The sequence below is a fragment of the Kribbella steppae genome (assembly GCF_004342025.1).
Taxonomy (GTDB): Bacteria; Actinomycetota; Actinomycetes; order Propionibacteriales; family Kribbellaceae; genus Kribbella; species Kribbella steppae.
The window spans coordinates 59657-77318 of the sequence record NZ_SLWN01000021.1 but is presented as its reverse complement, the minus strand read 5'-3'; the positions used below and the strand labels follow the sequence as shown (position 1 = coordinate 77318).

Annotated in this window: 10 protein-coding genes and 2 pseudogenes; all 12 read right to left on the bottom strand. The window is 65.2% G+C overall.

The genetic code is table 11. The features are described 5' to 3' along the window. Positions 1–54: 54 nt before the first annotated feature. Entirely contained in the window at positions 55–3282 is a 3228-nt protein-coding gene (locus EV652_RS40405) for a non-ribosomal peptide synthetase (RefSeq protein ID WP_132215635.1), read from the bottom strand. Beyond that, positions 3279–4643, bottom strand: a complete 1365-nt coding sequence (locus tag EV652_RS40400; RefSeq protein WP_132215632.1) for a hypothetical protein — start codon at positions 4641–4643, stop codon at positions 3279–3281. Before EV652_RS40400 ends, EV652_RS40405 begins: the two co-directional genes overlap by 4 nt. A gap of 1023 nt (positions 4644–5666) precedes the next feature. Then, entirely contained in the window at positions 5667–6626 is a 960-nt protein-coding gene (locus tag EV652_RS40395; protein WP_132215629.1) for a class I SAM-dependent methyltransferase, read from the bottom strand. After that, positions 6619–8532, bottom strand: a complete 1914-nt coding sequence (locus EV652_RS40390) for a thiamine pyrophosphate-binding protein (protein WP_242002309.1) — start codon at positions 8530–8532, stop codon at positions 6619–6621. Before EV652_RS40390 ends, EV652_RS40395 begins: the two co-directional genes overlap by 8 nt. Before the next feature lie 5 nt (positions 8533–8537). Continuing rightward, a complete protein-coding gene (locus EV652_RS40385; protein ID WP_158441510.1) occupies positions 8538–9461 on the bottom strand; it encodes an isocitrate lyase/phosphoenolpyruvate mutase family protein in 924 nt (307 codons plus the stop codon). Between the two features lie 31 nt (positions 9462–9492). Continuing rightward, on the bottom strand, positions 9493–10599 hold the full coding sequence (locus tag EV652_RS40380; protein WP_132215620.1) for an aminotransferase class V-fold PLP-dependent enzyme: 1107 nt from the start codon (positions 10597–10599) through the stop codon (positions 9493–9495). After that, entirely contained in the window at positions 10596–12560 is a 1965-nt protein-coding gene (gene asnB, locus EV652_RS40375) for an asparagine synthase (glutamine-hydrolyzing) (RefSeq protein WP_132215617.1), read from the bottom strand. The genes EV652_RS40380 and asnB overlap by 4 nt, the downstream gene beginning before the upstream one ends. 2 nt (positions 12561–12562) lie before the next feature. Further along, positions 12563–13405, bottom strand: a complete 843-nt coding sequence (locus tag EV652_RS40370) for a phosphocholine cytidylyltransferase family protein (RefSeq protein ID WP_132215614.1) — start codon at positions 13403–13405, stop codon at positions 12563–12565. A gap of 12 nt (positions 13406–13417) precedes the next feature. Then, on the bottom strand, positions 13418–14314 hold the full coding sequence (locus EV652_RS40365) for a phytanoyl-CoA dioxygenase family protein (RefSeq protein ID WP_132215611.1): 897 nt from the start codon (positions 14312–14314) through the stop codon (positions 13418–13420). A gap of 50 nt (positions 14315–14364) precedes the next feature. Beyond that, a pseudogene (locus tag EV652_RS40360) lies at positions 14365–14550 on the bottom strand (IS256 family transposase); the annotation flags it as partial. A 260-nt stretch (positions 14551–14810) separates the two neighbouring features. Next, complete coding sequence (locus EV652_RS40355; RefSeq protein ID WP_255512689.1) at positions 14811–15752, bottom strand: transposase; 942 nt, start codon at positions 15750–15752, stop codon at positions 14811–14813. Between the two features lie 521 nt (positions 15753–16273). Beyond that, positions 16274–16888: pseudogene (locus tag EV652_RS44920) on the bottom strand (ISL3 family transposase); the annotation flags it as partial. Between the last annotated feature and the right edge of the window lie 774 nt (positions 16889–17662).

The window sequence follows — 17662 nt, the reverse complement described above, 5'->3', positions numbered from 1 at the left end:
ACTTTGAGAGTACTCCGGCACGGGCCGGTCAGTGAAGGGATGCGGCGGTAATGCTCATGCGAGAGCCATCCCCGTGGTCAGGGCTTCTAGCCGACTTCCGGGGGAGCCCGCCGCTAGCCGCAGGAAGTCGACGTAATGTCCCAGAATGCGTGCCGCCGTAGGAGGCTCGAAACGCTCCTGCGAGTACCGCATCACCAGTCGTAAACGGCCGCCTAGGTCCCACGCTTGCAGGTGTAAGTCTCTCGTAGTGGCGGCACCTGAGTGCACGCGGATGGAGTCAGCGTCAATCCACGGGGACATTGCCCGGGTCAACTGCAGCGACCCGCGGTCCTGCAGGGCGAACTTGAAACGGTCGGCACCGTCAATGCCAATGGCGGCTGCGACTTGGCTGATGTGGGTGTGCTGGTGCGCCAAGGCCGCAAGAGTCGACTCTCGCACCCGCCCGAGCAGTTGGATGAACGAAGGCTCCCCAGACAGATTTGTGCGCAGGAAAACGCTGTTGTAGAAGCAGCCGATCACGTCATCGAATTCTGGCCGCGTGCGTCCACTCACCGGCGCGGAGATGAGTAGATCCTCGCGGCCGGAGTATGCCCGGAGGACGGCTAGATACGCCGCAGCCATGACAACGAACAGCGTGGTGCCTGAGCGGGCGGCGAGGTGACGCAGGGCCGCCGCCGTGCCCGGCGGTGACATGGCGACGACCATCGCCCCGTCGCGTGGCGAACGAGGGTCGTACACCAGATCTGGACCAAACCGGACTTGCCTAAAGCCGGCGAGGTGTTGCTGCCAGAAAGTGAGCTCCTCGTCGACGATCGTCTGTGTCGGCCAAGCCTGTCGCCAGCGGACGTAGTCACGGTACCGGAACGGTGGAGGGCCGTCGGGGGTCGTCATGGGTCGCGTTATCGCCGACTCGGCCCTGGCAAGCTCGCTAAGCAAGAGGCCAACGGACCAGCCGTCGAACACTACGTGGTGCGCGTCGATCCGCAGAACGGGGCGTTGGTCAGGGCGATTGAACAGCGATGCGCGGAATAGGGGTCTCTCGTCTAGTCCGATGGGCAACGGATCCGGAATGTGGACTCCGTTGTCCGTCGATGCGGCAGGTGCTGCCGAGGGGGCAGATGCGGGCCAGATGTCGGGGAGATTGACCACGTCGATGGGGACCGGTCTGCTGAGCGACGGCAATACACGGGCGCGCCAGCCAGAGCGGCCACGTTCCATAACCGTCCGCAGAGCCTCCTGTCGGTTCTGGACAACTCTGAATGCCTGGTCTAGTACGCCGGGATCAATCGCCTCTCTCAGCTCGACTTCCGTGCTAATCGTGAATGCCGTCGCAGATTCTGGGTGGGCCACGATGGCACCTAGGATGGACTGCTGAGCGGGGGACAAACGATGCGATTCAAGACCTCCGCCGCTGCGCCTCGGCACGGGAGCGTTCCGACGCGATGGTTCACCGCCAGCCGCCAAGGCCGCAAGTCCTCGTGCCGTTGGATGGTCGAAGATCGCACGCGCGTCAAGGTCGATGCCTCCGCGCGACAGTCTCGCCAGCAATGCGGCAGCCATCAAGGAGTCACCGCCGAGTTCGAAGAAGTCGTCCATCACACCGATGCTGTCGATCCCGAGCGTCGCCACCATCTCCGCGATCACAAGCCGCTCTGTAGGGGTACCCGGCTGCTCAAATTCCGCCGACACCGAGGGGCGCTCCCGGCCGGGGTGGGGCAGCGCAGAGCGATCAAGTTTTCCGCTAAGGGTCAGCGGAAGTGCCTCGACCTTGATGAGGGTGGCGGGGATCAAGGCATCCGGGAGCCAATCTCTCACGGCGGACCGAACGTCGTCCGCCGCGACACGTCGCCCCTTCTCGACCACGACATAAGCCACCAGTCGTGGACCCATGGGTCGATCGTGCACCGCGAGAACGGCGGCATCGCGGACCCCCGCGACCTGTCGGAGGGCTACCTCGATGTCAGCTGGTTCGGCGCGGTGGCCGCGGATCTTTACCTGGGAGTCGCGCCGACCAAGGAACTCTAGTAGACCTTCCGGCAACCACCTCGCCAAGTCGCCGGACGCGTACATAACTCCGTCACGGCGCTCGGCACGCGGATCAGAAACAAAGCTACGTGCCGTAAGTTCGGGGTGACCACGATAGCCTCTGGCCACGCCATCACCACCGATGAATAGCTCGCCCGGCTCGCCAACGTCCGCCAGGCTTCCGTCGGCGCGCAGGACATAAGCCGTGGTATTTGAAATCGGCCGCCCAATGGGGACACTTCTCGAGGGATCCACCCGTTGTGTCAACGTGTGGCAGCAGGCGAAAGTCGTTGTCTCCGTTGGCCCATACCCGTTGACGATCCTTGTGTGCGGCAGCATGGACTGGGCGAGATAGACGTGTCGTGGCGACACCACCTCGCCTCCGATGAGCAGTTGGCGGAGGCCTTGAAGCATGTGAGGCTGTTCGTCAATGACAACGTTGAAGAGTGACGAGGTCAACCACAAAGTGTCCACCGCTTGACCTATGATCGCGGCGGCCAGGCTTTGCAAGTCTGCCGCCCGACCGCGGTGGACGACGCACGTGCCGCCGCGCACCAGTGCCCCCCACACTTCGAACGTCGACGCGTCGAACTGCGGCGCTGCTGCGTGGAGCAGCACACGATCGGGTCCGAGCTCAACGTATTCGACGCCGAAGAGCAGCCTCAGGACGCTGCGGTGCTCTACCATTACTGCCTTTGGTTCCCCCTGTGACCCGGAGGTCAGGCTGACGTACGCCAGCTGCCGGGCATCCAGCTGTGGAAGAGCTCGACCGGTCGGGCTGCTGGCTGGCGACGACCACGCGTCCTTAACGAATACCGTGGTGGATCTCAGCGCGCGGAATATGGGCCTGTGCAGCGTGGTCACCACGACCGTCGCCCCGGCGGATGTCATCTGGCGCCGTATCCGCGCTGCGGAATCTGCTGGATCCAGCACGAGGTAGGCGCCGCCGGCCTTGAGCACAGCCAACTCGCAGAGCACGAGCGTATCGGAGCGAGGCATGCAGACGGCTACGACATCCTCCTTGTGCACTCCCTCATCCCGCAGACGCTGGGCGAGCTCGTCGCTGTGTGAGTCGAGGTCGGCGTACGTTGTCCGGCGTGTACCGTCCACGAGCGCGAGGGCATTGGGTCTCTCGCGCGTGCGGGCCTGGAACTGAGCAGGAATGCTGCTGTTGCTCGGGTACGTGCGCGCCGTCCGGTTCCACAAGAGCTGGTGGCTGGCGCTCCCATAGATAACTGGAATGTCTTCCTGACTCATCTAACCCAAATCAACTTATGTGCGAATGCCAGTCCAGTATCGTCGGCCGCTAGCGCCTTCAGCGAGTACTCGTGCGGCGGGAGCGCTTGTGACACTGGAATACTGAAGGCGGTTGTGGTGGTTGTTGTGTCGGCCAGTACCGCCAGTTCGGGAGTGGGCGGCAGGTCCGTAAGCCCGTGCGTCGACAGCCGGACGCCGACCAGCCCGTCGCCAACATGACCCCCAGCCGTGCAGACCTCTGCGTCGATCGTGTCTCCGCGAGCCACAAGCTCAGGGGCTTCGATGCTGATCGCTAAGGCTGGATCATGCGGGCGGTCTGTGACGATTCCACACCTGGGGCAGATTTCGACGAAGCGGACCTCGTGGCGCAGTGGATGGGTGAAACGCTTCCGGGAGGCGAGTCGTCCGCAGTACAGGCAAGCGCAGCCGGTCGCGCCAGCGTAAGCGTACTCACCAATCAAGACGTTGGTGAGATAGAAACTGCCAGCCAGCTGTGGCAGCAGATCGTCCATGAGTGCTCGCCGAATGGTGGATCCGGCGTCGTGAATGCGGCTGACTAGCGTGTCGATTATGGGCCAGGCGTCTATGTCGTAACGCAGGCTCGGCAGCATACGCAGAGCCTCGGCGCGAGACTCGGCGACGATGTCGTCAACAGCGCCGATCAGGTCGGGGACAGCGCTGGCGCCCTCCTGGCATTGGGCCCATAGATCGCGCCACCGAGTTGATCTGGTCAGTGCTCCGTCGAGTGCATAAACCGCTTCGTCGACATCGCGTCCATGCAGGGTCAGTTCGCCGAGCGGATGCGGGAAGGAGTAGGCAAAGCCCCTGGCGCTTCGTCGGCCGTCATTCTGGGAACCCTCGGCTCTGGCGAACCAGAACCGCGAGGGATTCGGCGCAGGCACCGCGGGGTCGACGGCAAGGCCGAGGCGGCCGTTCTCAAGCATGTCGAGCATTGCAGGGTTGTCGATCCGAAACTCCACAAAGTGGCGGTCGTTGCCGAAAATGGTGATGTCTCGGCCCGTCTCCTCGACGCCCGGGCTTAGCCAGCAAGGTAGATCCCCGTCGCTAGTGTGCGGGGCAGACACGCAATGATCGGGGTGGCCTACGGCAATGTACGTCGGTTGGTCGACGCCGGCGCATGTAATGAACGCGTTGAGGATCATCGTGGCCTCGGCCAGTGTTCGCCCGCTTGCGAGTGCCGCGAGGAAGGCGGCCGTCGTCGCATCGGTGCCCATTCCTGAAGTGACGCTAGCCACGTATGCCCGACCACTGCCCTCCAGGAAGGCAAGTCCGAGGTTGAAGTCCGGTTGAGTGTTGCTGTCAAGGAGCCGCAGCCCGTTGCATGACGTGACCATCAACAAGTCGGCCTGGCTCTGGGACAGCGGCGTGGGCCGGGGCCCACGAGGGCAGGGCAGGCCTTGCCCGCATGCGAGTGCCCCTGGCCTGTCGAGGCGACTGGCGGCGCCGTGTCCGTGGAGCCCGCACAGAACTGCTCCATCGCCGCCTCGGGCGCACGCGTCCGACCCGTGCGTCTGCACCGCGACGGCTTGTGCGTACTGCAGGAGAGTGCTGGGGACGGCCACGCCGTCGACTGTGCGCTGCGCAACGACCGGCCCAGTCGACACGCTGAGCTCGAGCTCCCTACTCGCACAGTGGTGCTTGTCCGGCAACAGATGCACGAGTCGCTTGCGTTCCGCGGGTTCCAAGGACAGGCAAGCCTTGGCCGCTACCCAACTGAGCGCGGGAAGATCCCGGGCGGTGAGGAGTGTGAACTGGGGCACCTTGTCCCAAGGTAATGAACCAGCCAGTGCCTGCTCGAGGTCCGTGAGCAGGCCCAAGAGCAGTGAGTCGCCAGCGTCTTGCCGCAGAAGAACCACTAGGACAGGGCCTTCGGCATCTAGAACAGCCTGACGGGTCGCCTTGACGCCAGAATCGCCATGGGCGACCACGGTAAGGGGGATATCTAGCTGTGTGGCGAGCATCCGTGCCGCGAGCGTGCTCGGACCATCGACGGCGACAACCAGTGCGCAGCGGGTCGGATGAGGCTCGGCGTCAAACGGGCCTGACCGGGTCGATGAGAGGTGGTCGCGCTTCCCGAGTGGCGGTCCAGCACCGGGGCGCAGTAGCACTGGCAGGGGCTCCACCGACGCTGGGGCTCGTGCCGCGCACGCACGGGCGTAATCGGCTTCGGTTCGACACCACCTGAAACGGGGCATCGGGCTCAACGGCCTCCCGCGAGCCTCCACAGGCTCCGACGCCGACCGCCCGTCTCGATCAATCACTTCGCGCCTCACCTCCTTCACGAAACTCGCCCCGTAGCTTTGCCGGTGCATACCGGCGCTTTGGGCGATCCCGAGACGTACACGGCGGGCGTGTTCTGCGGCTCATGTCTGCTCCGCAGACGTGCACGGTGTGGTCTGATCGCCAGTTGGCTGGCGCCCGATGAGCTGAACGTAGCCGTCACCGAAGAGCAGTCGGGCCAACGGATGCGTGTACTCGAGGTACAGCGGGGCAAGGAATCGGCGCACGTTCTCCAGGCCGTAGACATATCTGGTGAGACGGCGCACGTCCTGATATCCAACTGCCGTGAACCACGAACGGGCGAGGGATTCGACGATCGCGAACCCGTGGTAGGTGGGTGCCTGGAGCCTGTCCTTAATAGTGAGTACGAGATCTTCGTCGACGAGACTGAGGAGGACGTCCCGTTCCGCTTGAGTGGAAGGCTCGTGGCGTTCCTTCGAATCGAGAAGCCAACTGATCGCCGTGCGCAGATGATCAATGGTGAGCCCGTCCACCGCCGTCCGGAACGACGGATCGGCCTCATACCGATCGCGAAGGCCGTTAATGACCCGATAGATGACGCCATCGCAGGTACCCATGACGCTGATGTAGGTGTAGCCGCCTGGTCGGGTGACCCGAGCCAACTCGCCGAATCCTGTCGTCGGATCTCGCACGTGATGAAGGACGCCAGCACAGTGCACGAAGTCAAAGGAACCGGTAGCCATGGTGAGCCGGTGGACGTCCTCCGTGCCTAGGGTGGATCGAGATCCGAACGGCGCCAGCCGCTCCGTGGCGCAGTCCATCCACTCCACGCCGAGGTCGACCGAGTGGACGTGCGCAGCACCCAGCTGCAGGAACGCCACACTGGCGTTCGCGTTCGAACCGCATCCAACGTCGGCGACCGATCGCCCCTCGAAGTATCCGGCGTCGACACCGAAATACTCCTCGGACACCAGCGAGACCAGCCGCCTGAAGATCCTCTCGTTGGCAGCTTGCGCGCGATGATGAGCGTCGAAGACCTCCCGGGTGCGGTCCTCAAGGTTGAAGGGTCGATACTCAGCCATCGGTACTGCTCCCCGTGGCGGCCGGGCGTGCCCGGCAGGCTCGATCGTCTGTGATCTCTCGGGCAGCGCTCAGGACATCCAGGACGCCCAACCCAGATGCCTCGTACAGTCGGGAGGGCGGTCCGCCGCAGTACCCATACCCTGAGAGGCCAAACGTCGGCGACCCCCTCGGGACGAATGAGCCGAGGATGTGCGGCGGAGCGTTGTGAAGGCTCATGGCGGGAACCCCGGGGGGCAATAGGGTGGAGATTGTGGATTGCGACGCGGCCGCGAGGCGCGTGACTGAGAACACGTTGAGGACTCGGGCGGACAGCCCGTCGCGATCTTTTAATTCGCTCGCCGCTATCAGTGCCGTTGGGACCATTGAGCCAGCTGTGAGGAGGACCAGGTCAGGTTTGTCGTGGTCGACCATCACCCACGCCCCGATGGCGGTGTCGCGCGCTAGAACGTCATCCAAGTCCGCGTGCACCGGCATCGGCTCGGTGGGCAGGCGAAGGTACGTGGGACCTGTCGCGGCCAAGGCCTCGTTGAACAGAACCTTGGCCTCGTTGATGTCATACGCCTCGAAGATGGTCCATCCATGCATCGACGACAAGGCGGCGAAGCAACTATCGGACTGCGCCATGGGGCCGAGATCCTCACCCACGCCGGCCGACGTCCCTACGACGATCACCGGCAGGGCGGGGAAGCAGATCGATTGGCGCAATGAGTCGAGCATCCGCCAGACGAATCCCTCCATGAGGAAGACAACCGCCCGCAACCCGATCGAGGTCGCACCCGCCGCGAGCGAGGCGAGGTCCTGTTCAGCGATCGCATGCTCGAGCACCACGCTCGAAGGGTTGTCCCATGTCCAGGTGCCGTCCCGCTCAAGGAGCGGGAGCAAGCCAGAGTTCCGTATTGCATCTGGCGAGGCGACGAGGAGGTCACTGTCGGGCTTCACGAGTCGAACCAACTCCTGCGCGAATGACTTGGTATTGACAACGTCGCCCCGGCGGTGCAAGGCCGGATCCCACACCAAGGTCGGCGACCGACGACTAGGAGTTGGCGTTAGGTGGGGAACGCTCATTCGAGCTGATCGAGCACTTGGAAAACGCCGCCCCACGACAGTCAGGGCCGACGCGACTTCGTCGGTGAGCGAGAATGTCGGCCGGAACTGCGGTGCGACCGCTCCGCCGGCGTTCGGGGTCCCTGCGAAGGGCGGGTGGAGTCCATGCCCCTTCTCTGTCCGCAGGACTAGGGCGTTGGGTCCAGCGGATGTCCTGACCGCCGCTAGGGCGGCACAGACCGCCTCCAGGTCGTGGCCGTCGACCTCCTTCGCCGCCCATCCAAAGCCCTCCCACATCGACGTCAAGAGATCCCGGTCGGTAGTCATGTGGCTGCCAAAGCCGTTACCGTCGATCACGACAGTCACGTTGGCCAGCCCCAGTCGGACAGCCGTCTGGGCCGCTTCCCAGACCTGGCCCTCGTTGCACTCGGCATCCCCCAGCAGCACGAACGTGTGGCTCGGGCGGTGCGCCCGGCGGTCGGCAAGCGCGAGCCCGAGACCAAACGACAGTCCTTGTCCGAGCGACCCAGTGGTCATCTCGATACCGGCCGCGATGTCTCGCTGCGGGATTCGCGGTAAGCGATGACCGAAGCTGCCAAACCGAGAGAGGTCGGTGAGGCTCAGGTCTCCGAGGTAGCCGTGTAGCCACAGGGAGAACCATAGGGCGGCAGCGGTGTGGCCCTTGGAATGGATGTACTTATCGCGATCAGCTCGGCCGCGCCACGTGACATCAAGGTGGTGATCCCCACTGAAGTAGAGCGCGGTGAGGAATTCAACGGGTGAAAGACTGCCCCCCACATGGAAGTTGCGCGCCATGGCGAAGTGTGCCGTCGCGGTAGCCACGGTCTTGAGCTCATTCATCTGGGTCACGGCATTGGCTCCATCTCAGAGGTCTTCGACCTACTCTGCACCCAGCTCCTGTTCTCCTCAGACCGGCGGCGGTGCGTGCGGTCATGCGCTGTGACGGCATCAGAGCCCATCAGATTCAGCACCGCCGACACCGGCTCCAGCCGCCGCTCGAGGTGTCCGGCATCGTCGGATCCAGCGAGTTCCTCGAGTAGTCTGTCTGCGGTTGACACGAAGCCACGGAGCAGGTGGTTGGCGTAGATGACGGCCCGGTACCCGGATTCGTGGAGTAACTGCTGGCGAACGTGGGGATAAGTAGTGGGCACCGCCACGAGCGGCGTGCGGCGGTCCGCACGGCGAAAGCGTCTTCCAAACGCCAGTACCTCATCGGGTTCGCTCGCTCGCGAGTGCACGAGCACCGCATCCGCCCCGGCGCGCACGTACAGCGTGGCGCGGTCGAGGGCGTCGTCGAGACCGGCACCTGCGACAAGCGATTCGACCCTAGCAATCAGCAGGGGCGACCGTGGGCCGCGGCAAGCGGAGGCGGCTTGGAGCGTGGCAGCGAACTGCGCCGGATCGGCCAGTTCCTGGCCGTCGGTGAAGCTGTTGCGCTTAGGAAAGGCCTTGTCCTCGATGCATACGGCTGCCACCCGGGCCCGCTCGTACTCGGCCATGACGTGCAAAACGGTGTTCACGTCTCCGAACCCAGTGTCGGCGTCAACGACGACCGGTAGGTGCGTGGCGCGGCATACAGTGCGCGCGGCGGCGAGAAAGTCGGAAGAGGACGCGATGCTGGCGTCGGGGAGGCCGAGGGCGGCGGACACGCCGAGCCCGCTGAGCCACAGGGCATCAAAGGGATAGCGGGACGCGACGAGCGCGGTCAGCCCGTCGTAAACGCCCACGACCTTGGCGACGGTGGGACCATCAAGGATCTTTGTGAGCACCGTAGCGGGACATGGTGCTTCGCGCCATGCACTATGCACGACACTCACCTCCTTGGGGAAGGGCGGGAGTGAGTTGCGCTCGACAACTCGTGGTGAGCGCGCGCAGGAATTCTTCGAACGCGTCCGGATCAACCCCACCGATGTGTGCCAAGACGAAGTAGCCTCGGGCCTGGGCGTCCTCCGAGTAGTAGACCTCCATGTCGCGCTCCACGAGTTCCGCTTGGACCTGCGCGAAGTCGACCCCCAGAGGAAGGACGACGGGGATGACAACGTTGGAGCGGGCCTCCTCGTGCAACGGAACAATCTCGAAACCGTGCTCTTGAAGCCCCTTCCGCAGGGCTGTCGCAGTCCTCGTGTACCGCCGCTCGCGAGCCGCGGGTGTCTCCGACTCCCAGCGCCGCAGGGCCTCGTTGAGGGCGACAACCAGCGGGATCGGCAGGGTGTGCGCTGCCGCGCCAGCCTCCTGGGCTTTCCAGTTTCTGCCGACATCTAGAAGGTACCCGGCGCGTCCCGGTTCCGCGTCGGCGAGAAGACTCCTTCGGGCCACGACGAATGACAGCCCCGGAATCGCCTCGGTGCCCTTTCCACTGCCCGCTGCCAGCCAGTCGGGACCAGTCTGCCCAAGGCCGGGACTATGCGCACCGACGCTGCCCACGGCGTCCACCATGGTGTTGACACCCAGCCCCGCCGCGAGGCCGCAGATGCCTTGGAGCGGTGCGAGCACCCCGGTCGTGGTCTCGCAATGCACCAGAGCCAGCGTCCTGGGCCGAGGCGACGCCGCCAGTGCCCGACCGACCGTCGCTTCGTCGATCAAATCGAAGTCCTCCACATGCAGGCTCCGAACCTCGTGTCCTTGGGCGGCCGCGATCGCAGTAAGCCGTCTGGAGTAGCGCCCGTTCTCGATGATGAGAACGGGGTCACGAGCCGCGCCCATCATTGCCTCGACCGCGCCGGTACCCGAAGTCCCCAGCAGCACCGAGCCGTACCGCTCGTCGCCGCCGAGGCAGCGTACAACTCGGTTGCGCACGTCCTTGAGGATCGGGACGAACCGCGGCGACCGATGAGACATCCCAGGCGAGGCCAGACCATCGGTGGCCGGTCGGTTGACGCCGCTGGGCGTCATGAAGATCGACTTCACGACACACCACCAAAGGGCAGCGCCGACGCAATGCCATCGGAGGATTCGCGCGCTGCAGAAGGAATGAACGCCCGCAGCCACGCCTCAAGGGCGATGATGAGCCACGCCTGACGACCGAACGAGCCTGTGGGGCGGGAGCTGCCCTCTAGCCACCAGGCCCGCAAGGCGGGCGCGTCGAAGATCTGCAGTACCCGTGCTCCGTCACCGAGCACATACTCGCGCAGCTCGTGGCCCAGCTCGGAGGCAAGCTCATCATCGAGCGGTGCAGGGAACGGCATCTTCGGCCGGCGGAGCACGGCCGGCGGAAGCCTATCTGCAAAGGCCGCCCGGAGGATCACCTTTGTGACGTCTCGCCGCCCGCTGTACTGCGCAGGGGTCTCGCGCCACGCGCCAACGGCGTCTGCGAGGCTCCTCCAGCGAAGCGTGGCCCGCGACGGGAGCGCCATCGACCATTCGACAAGCCGATGGTCCAGGTAAGGGAACCGGGTCTCCACCCCCAACGACATGCCTGTGGTGTCGAGCGCGCGCAGCAAGCCGGGGAGATGAACCCGGACCAGGAAGTAGCGCAGTCGGCGGTGCAGGGGTGCGCCAGCCGCCTCGACCCAGACGCGCGAGAGTCTGGCGACCAACTCCCGATCGTCGTCGAGCGCCTCACGCACCTCCGGCCGGAAGAGGCGGAGCTTGTCGTCGAACGGGATGTACGGGTACTGCTCCAACAAGGCGCGCAGGCTATGGCAGGTCGCGTGCCGACGCCAAGAGTTCCGATCATGCTTTGGCAGGCGGATTCGTCGCCCCAGTGCGCGCGGTTTCAGGCGCTCAAACGGCAAGCGACTGAGCCGCCCGTACCCCGACAGCAGCTCATCAGCCCCCTCTCCTGAGAGCACCACGCGCCCGCCGCTATCGTGAACTGCCCGCGCCAGCGCGATGAGAGCAAGCTCGTTGTGCAGTGACGGGGGATGGTCATTGACTTCAGTCAAGTTCGCCAACTCTTGCGGCGTTGTAAGCGCGTCGGCGCGGACGACGTCGACCGTCAGACCTAGGCTCTCGGCAACGGCGCGCGCGTCTGCTTCCTCGGTGTACTTCGGATGCTCGTAGGCCGCCGTAAGTAGCCGCACGGGAAACCCGCCTCGGACTAGCTCACTCGCGACGACTGAGGAGTCGAGTCCTCCGGACAGGTAGCAGGCCAGTCGGCTATGCCGGCCCGCGCACTCGACCACGGCATCATGCACTAGCGCCTGCAATTCGGCGGCGGGGGGGAGGGAGCGCGGCCGAGCGCCGGGAGTCGGTGGTGACCACCATCGCGCGAGCGCAACTCGCCCGGCATGCCACGACAGGGTGGACCCTGGCTCGAGCTGGTGAACGTCCTTGACTAGTGTCTGAGGCGCTGGAACGTATCTGAGTGCGAGGAATGCCGAGACACCTTGCAGATTGAGCGCCGGCCCTGCTTCCAATAGCGGCAAGAGACCCCTGACCTCAGAGCAGAAGCCAATCCGATGGCCGTCGATGGTGTAGTACAGGGGCTTAATACCAAGTCGGTCCCTGGCGAGCCACACGGCATTTGTGCGGGTGTCCACAATTGCGATGGCGAACATGCCGCGGAGACGGGAAAGGCAGTTCTTGCCCCATTCTTGGTAGGCGGCCAGCAGAACCTCCGTGTCCCCCATACCGGAGAAACTGTGTCCCCGTGCCACGAGTATCTGCCGCAGTTCGTCGTGGTTATAGATCTCACCGTTAAAAAGGAGTACGTGCCTCCCGTCCGCCGTGCGCATCGGCTGCTTTCCAGATGTGGTCGGGTCGACGATGGCAAGTCGTGTGTGGCCGAGCGCGATCGGAGGCTGCCACAGCAGTTCCCCTCCGTCCGGGCCACGGTGCCTCATCCGCTGGACGCACGAGAGCGCAGTCTCGCGCCGGAACGTCAAGTATTCCGGCTGATCTGCGACGCATCCCCAGATGCCACACATGGTCACGTCTCACCGTGGAGCGGTGCTTCGCAGACGCCGTCTGCGACGTGGCCAGTGGCGAAGAGTCGTCGGGCGATGCCGAGGTCATGGGCGTCGTCGATCTCCCACCAACGCAGGTCGCCCACCTCAACCGCCGACAGGCATCCTCCCGCGCCGATCCAGTTCCCAATAAGAGCCTCGATGTGAGCGCCCGGTGCCCGGTCCAGTAGCCGATGAAGCTGCGGCCGCACCTGGGTCCGGAGGTCCTCCGCGCTTATCAGATGCAGGTTGACCGCTTTCGTGAGTACGTCCCCGAACCCCCGCCTCCCCGCGATGCCTGGGTGGACCGTCACGACACGGTCGCTGTTCGCGACCCCGAAGAAGGTTCCATTGCAGCCGGGAACGTCTGACGCGACCGCAGTGACGGAGGGCGGGGCTGCGAACAGCCGCTGAAGAACGACTGCTTCGAAGACCACGTCTCCCTCCATGACCAGTACGTCTACGCCGTCGGGGATCACCGCAAGCCCGCGGGCCAGGCTCGCCGCCGTGCCTGTTCGCCGGAACTCGGGCGCGTCCACCACGGTGACGCGCTGGCTGGAACAGCTTTGCTCGAGCGCGAGACGGACTTGAGCCCCGCGGTACCCGACCACACATATGCAACGTTCGATCCCAAGAGACCCGAGAAGCCGCAGGGCTCGCAGCAGGATTGGTTGTCCGGACACCTCGACCAGGCACTTAGGAAGGTCGTCCGTCCACGGCCGAAGCCGTGACCCGAGGCCCGCGGCTAGGATTACGGCTGCCGGCCCCGGCGTCTCATCATGGGCGATTTTCGAAAGTCCGCGGCCGCGGTCGGTACCCGTCGCCATGGTCAACGTTGCCTAACGGTCACGTTCTGAGTCGGCCGAGACCGACATCACGCACGCTTGGTCCTGTGGCTTGTAGAATTCGAGCGGGTGCGGATCGTCACCTAGGTCGCCGAACATCCTGCGCAACCGCGGCGAGAAGCGTTCAAGGAGATGAGCGGGCTGCCGTGTGTAGTCATTCGGACGGTGCCATAGTTGTCCGTACCGGAATATCAGTGTAATCCGCGGTTGTAGCCGGTTGGGGCCGACGGCGTGCCACAACGAGTAGGGGAATAGCAGGGCGTCTCCCGGAGCCGCGTGAATGGTGGTGACGTCATCAGGCAATTCGCCTCGGTGTAGTCCCTCATTAAGGCCGTCGAGGTAGCAGGTTTCGTGGGGCTCCGGCATGCGTCGGTGGCTTCGCGGGATTAGGAGGAAGTTGCCACTTTCGTCCTGGGACGTGTCGGTCAAGAAGATCTGGCACTTGATCTGCAGGCACTGGCTTCCCGGTGCGAGCATGATGCGCTGTAGGTACTCGCCCCCGTCCGTGTGCCATCCTTCCAGCGGTCGGTTCTCACAAGACCGCACGAATATCTCCGTCCCCAGGATCTGCACACTGTCGCTGAGGAGTGCGATCAGGGTTGAGACGAGCCGCGGATGGTCGAGAAAGGTGGCGAGTTCCGGACACTGGGAGATGGCATCGCGGATCCGGAGAGTGTGCTCGCGGTCCGTGAAACTGGGGTGCCAAGCGATGGTTGTGGCTCCGCTACCCAGGGCGTGTCTTACCATCTCCAACCCACGGTCCACCTCGTCGTGGTTGAACATGCCCTTGACCAGCAGATAACCGCAGTCATCGAACAGGCTCAACTGCTCGGTAGTCAGAGCGCTGCGGGTCGGACTCTGATTCGCCAGAACGGTGGTCTCGCTGCCCATAACCGTCCCCCTTCATCTGATATCGATAGTCGCACCGGCTATCGAGAGCGTCAATAAGACCCCCCGCTGGACGGCCCGGCGAGGCGGCCGTCGAAGGCGATCTCGAAGGCATTCAGCGCTGTTTTCCAGCGCATTGTCCAGCGTCTGCGGCCGGTGCCGGTGGGGTCCAAGCTCATGACCCCTAGGTAGATGCAATTGAGCGCGGTTTGTTCGTTGGGGAAGTCCCCGCGGGCCTGCCCTGACATGGCTCATGGCTCGGAGATGATCCGTATGGCGACGCGCTGACCTGCGGAAATGTGTCGGGCTTCGTGCGTTTTCACGCACTAACCCGGATTTTTCGTGGCTCCGGCGTTCGCCGTGGCGACTGCCTCGGGTCGGCGTTTCGGGTTGATTCTTGCAGTCGGGTAGGAACCTTGACCTGAGTGTCGTCTCGGGTGGACGCCGGTTCCACGGGCCTGGTCTGTTGCGGGGTCGCAGTGACGGTACGGGCGCCGGGTTAGCCGGGCGCGGTGAGGGTGCGGATTCGGGCGAGGCCGGCGTGCAGCAGGGTGGTCCAGGCGCCATTACGGGCGTGGTGCACGATGACTTGTCGACTGGTTCGGGCGAGTCTTGCGGCGGTCGAGAAGAGCCGTAGTCGTCGGCGTTTGGGTTCCCATCGGCGCGCTTGGTGGGTGGTGCCGTCAGTGTCGGTGAAGGCGAGTAGTTGCATCCAGGTGGTCAGTTCGCAAGCCAGGGCGACGATGGCGCACCAGATCTGGTTTTGGCCGAGGTCGTGCAGCGGCAGGTTTCTGAGTCCGGTGTCCTTTGCGCAGCGGATCCGGTCTTCGGCGCGGGCCCGGCGCCGGTGCCCCAACTCGAGGTCGGCCAACTGGCCGCGGGCGGTGTTGGTGGCGAACGCAGTGGCACGGTGCCCGTCCACGTCGGTGATCCACAGCTGGGCACCGGGATGTGGGCGTTCCTTGCGCACGATCACCCGCATGCCGCTCGGCCACCTCGACAAGTTGAGCAGGCCGGTCACGTCGGCGACCCAGGCGCTGTCGCGGACCCGGCCGACGGCGTCGTAGGCCGGTGCCCATACGGTGTCGGGATCAACTCGAGCTTGTCGGCGAAGTCGTCGGGCAGGGTGAACCCGACCGAGTACGACAATCGCTGGCCGCCGATCCAGTCGAGGAACTCGTGGGTGCAGCCGGCCGCGTCGGTACGGATCAGCACCCGGCGCCCGGGCCTGGTCCCCGGCGATGTGAGGGGAGTTGTTGAGGGCGTCGCGGCCACGGATGCGGTCGGCGGCCGTGTTCGATCCGCCGTTCCCGGGCCGCAACATGACCGCAGTGGCTCGCCGGACCGTCGGGTCCGTGGTCGACGAACGCGCACAGGGCGTGGAATCCGTAGCCCCGCTTAAGGTTGGCGCCGCGCCCTGCTTGTCGCCGTGCGCACCCACCAAGCTGGCGTCGAGGTCGATAATCGACGGGTCGTCGGCATCGCGACCGGCGTCCGGTGCGTGCCGGACCGACCAGTCCCCCACCCGAGCCCGGGCAACATTGATCGCCCTTCAGCGCCACCTCGACGTCGCCTGCGAGCGCGTCGATCGTGCATGACACCGTCGGATCTGAGGCAACCGAACCCAACACACCCACCTCTGCACGCACCGCCGCAATATCAGCCGGGCAGTCCCCACCCAGCCCGAGCGCGATCGCCAGACCGGTAACGATCTTGGCCGGGTCATGCCGAGCCAACGGCTTGCGCCACGGCGACAACACCCGTCGACGGTTCCGCGTCCACGCCACTGGCCCAAACCGCGCCGTCAGTAACAGGCCACCGGCCTGCGACGCCACCCCCGACCCGGCCGCGTCAAACCGGACACACGGATACAACCCCGTAGTCTTCACCTCGAAGGGTGCTCGTCGGCTCCGCACGACATGGTCCTAGACAAACCACATCGTTGCTGATCAGGAGCACCTTTCACTTCACCAACACAGCCTGAGCGTCATTAGCCATGAAAGGGGCTCCGGCGGAATAGGCGTGGGTAGGTGTTCGTCGGTAGGGGCGGATTCCGTCGGCGGCGAGCAGGATGCGTAGGCGGTAGTTGGTGAAGTTGCGGAGGCCGTGTGCGAGTCGTCTGGTTTTCTCGATGACCTCGTTGATGGCTTCGGTGCCGCCGTTGTTGACGCCGCCGGTGGTGAAGTAGGCCAGGATCTGCTCGCGCCACTGGCGTAGGGTCCGGCCGAGCCGGGCGATCTCGGGGATGGGGCAGGTGTGGAGGACCTTGAGGAGCTGTTCGGCGAGCCGGCGTCCGGCCTGCGCGGAGGTGGCGTGGTAGATCGCGCGGAGTCGTTGGTAGACTTGCCAGGCGAGGTGGACCTCGCCGTTCGGGTCGCCGGCCGGGAGGAACTTGTCGAGCCGGGCCTTCTGCTGGTTGGTGAGGTGTTCGAGGCCGGTCATCAGGGTGCGGCGGATCCGGTACAACGGGTCGTTCTTCAGTCCGCGCCGCCCGAGGGTGTCCTGCTGGACCCGGCGCCGTACCTCGTCGAGGACGGCGGTGCCGAGCTTGACCACGTGGAACGCGTCCAGCACCGCGACCGCTCGGGCAGTTCGTCGCGGATCGCGTTGGCGTAGCCGCGGAACGGGTCGAGGGCGGCGTGCTCCACGGTCACTTTCAGATCCAGCCTTCGCCGGTGAGCCAGTCGGCGTAGACGGTGCCGGAGCGGCCCTCCACCGCGTCCAGCAGGCGAGCGTGCAGGCAGCCGTTCTCGTCGCGGGTCAGTCGACCATGATCGTGATCGCCTTGTTGGTGGCGCGCATCGAGGGACGCCAGATGTGCTCGTCCACCCCCAGGGTCTTCACCCCTTGAGCCGCTCAGGGGTGTTCACCCGACGGGTCGCCTCGGTCTTGATCGCGGCCCAGGCGGTGTGCCAGTCCACCCCAGATGACGCGCGATCGCCGAAACGGTGGTGTCGTCGTGGCGCACCGCCTCGGTGGCCCAGGAGATTGCCCGGGTCGTGAGCTTGGCTCGGCTGGCTGCGTACGTGTGGTCCTCGGTCGAGACCGGGCAGGACTGCTCGGCGCACCGCCAGACCCGCTTGAGCCACCGCACCAGCACCGGCCGCCCGAAACACGGCGCATCATGCAGCCGCACGACCCGACGGCCGTGCCCGACCGCCACCACCGCACACGAGGCGCAGCCGGCCAGGGCCTGGAATCGGGCCGGTACTTTGCTCTACTCTGTGCGCGGCGCCAATGGGTGGGGCAATCGGGTGCGGGGGGACGAGGCGATGGTGGCGCGGGGGACGCGGCCGACCGAGCCGTTCCCGGGGACAGGGAAGCCGTGGCGCTGCCGGTGTCTGACGTGTC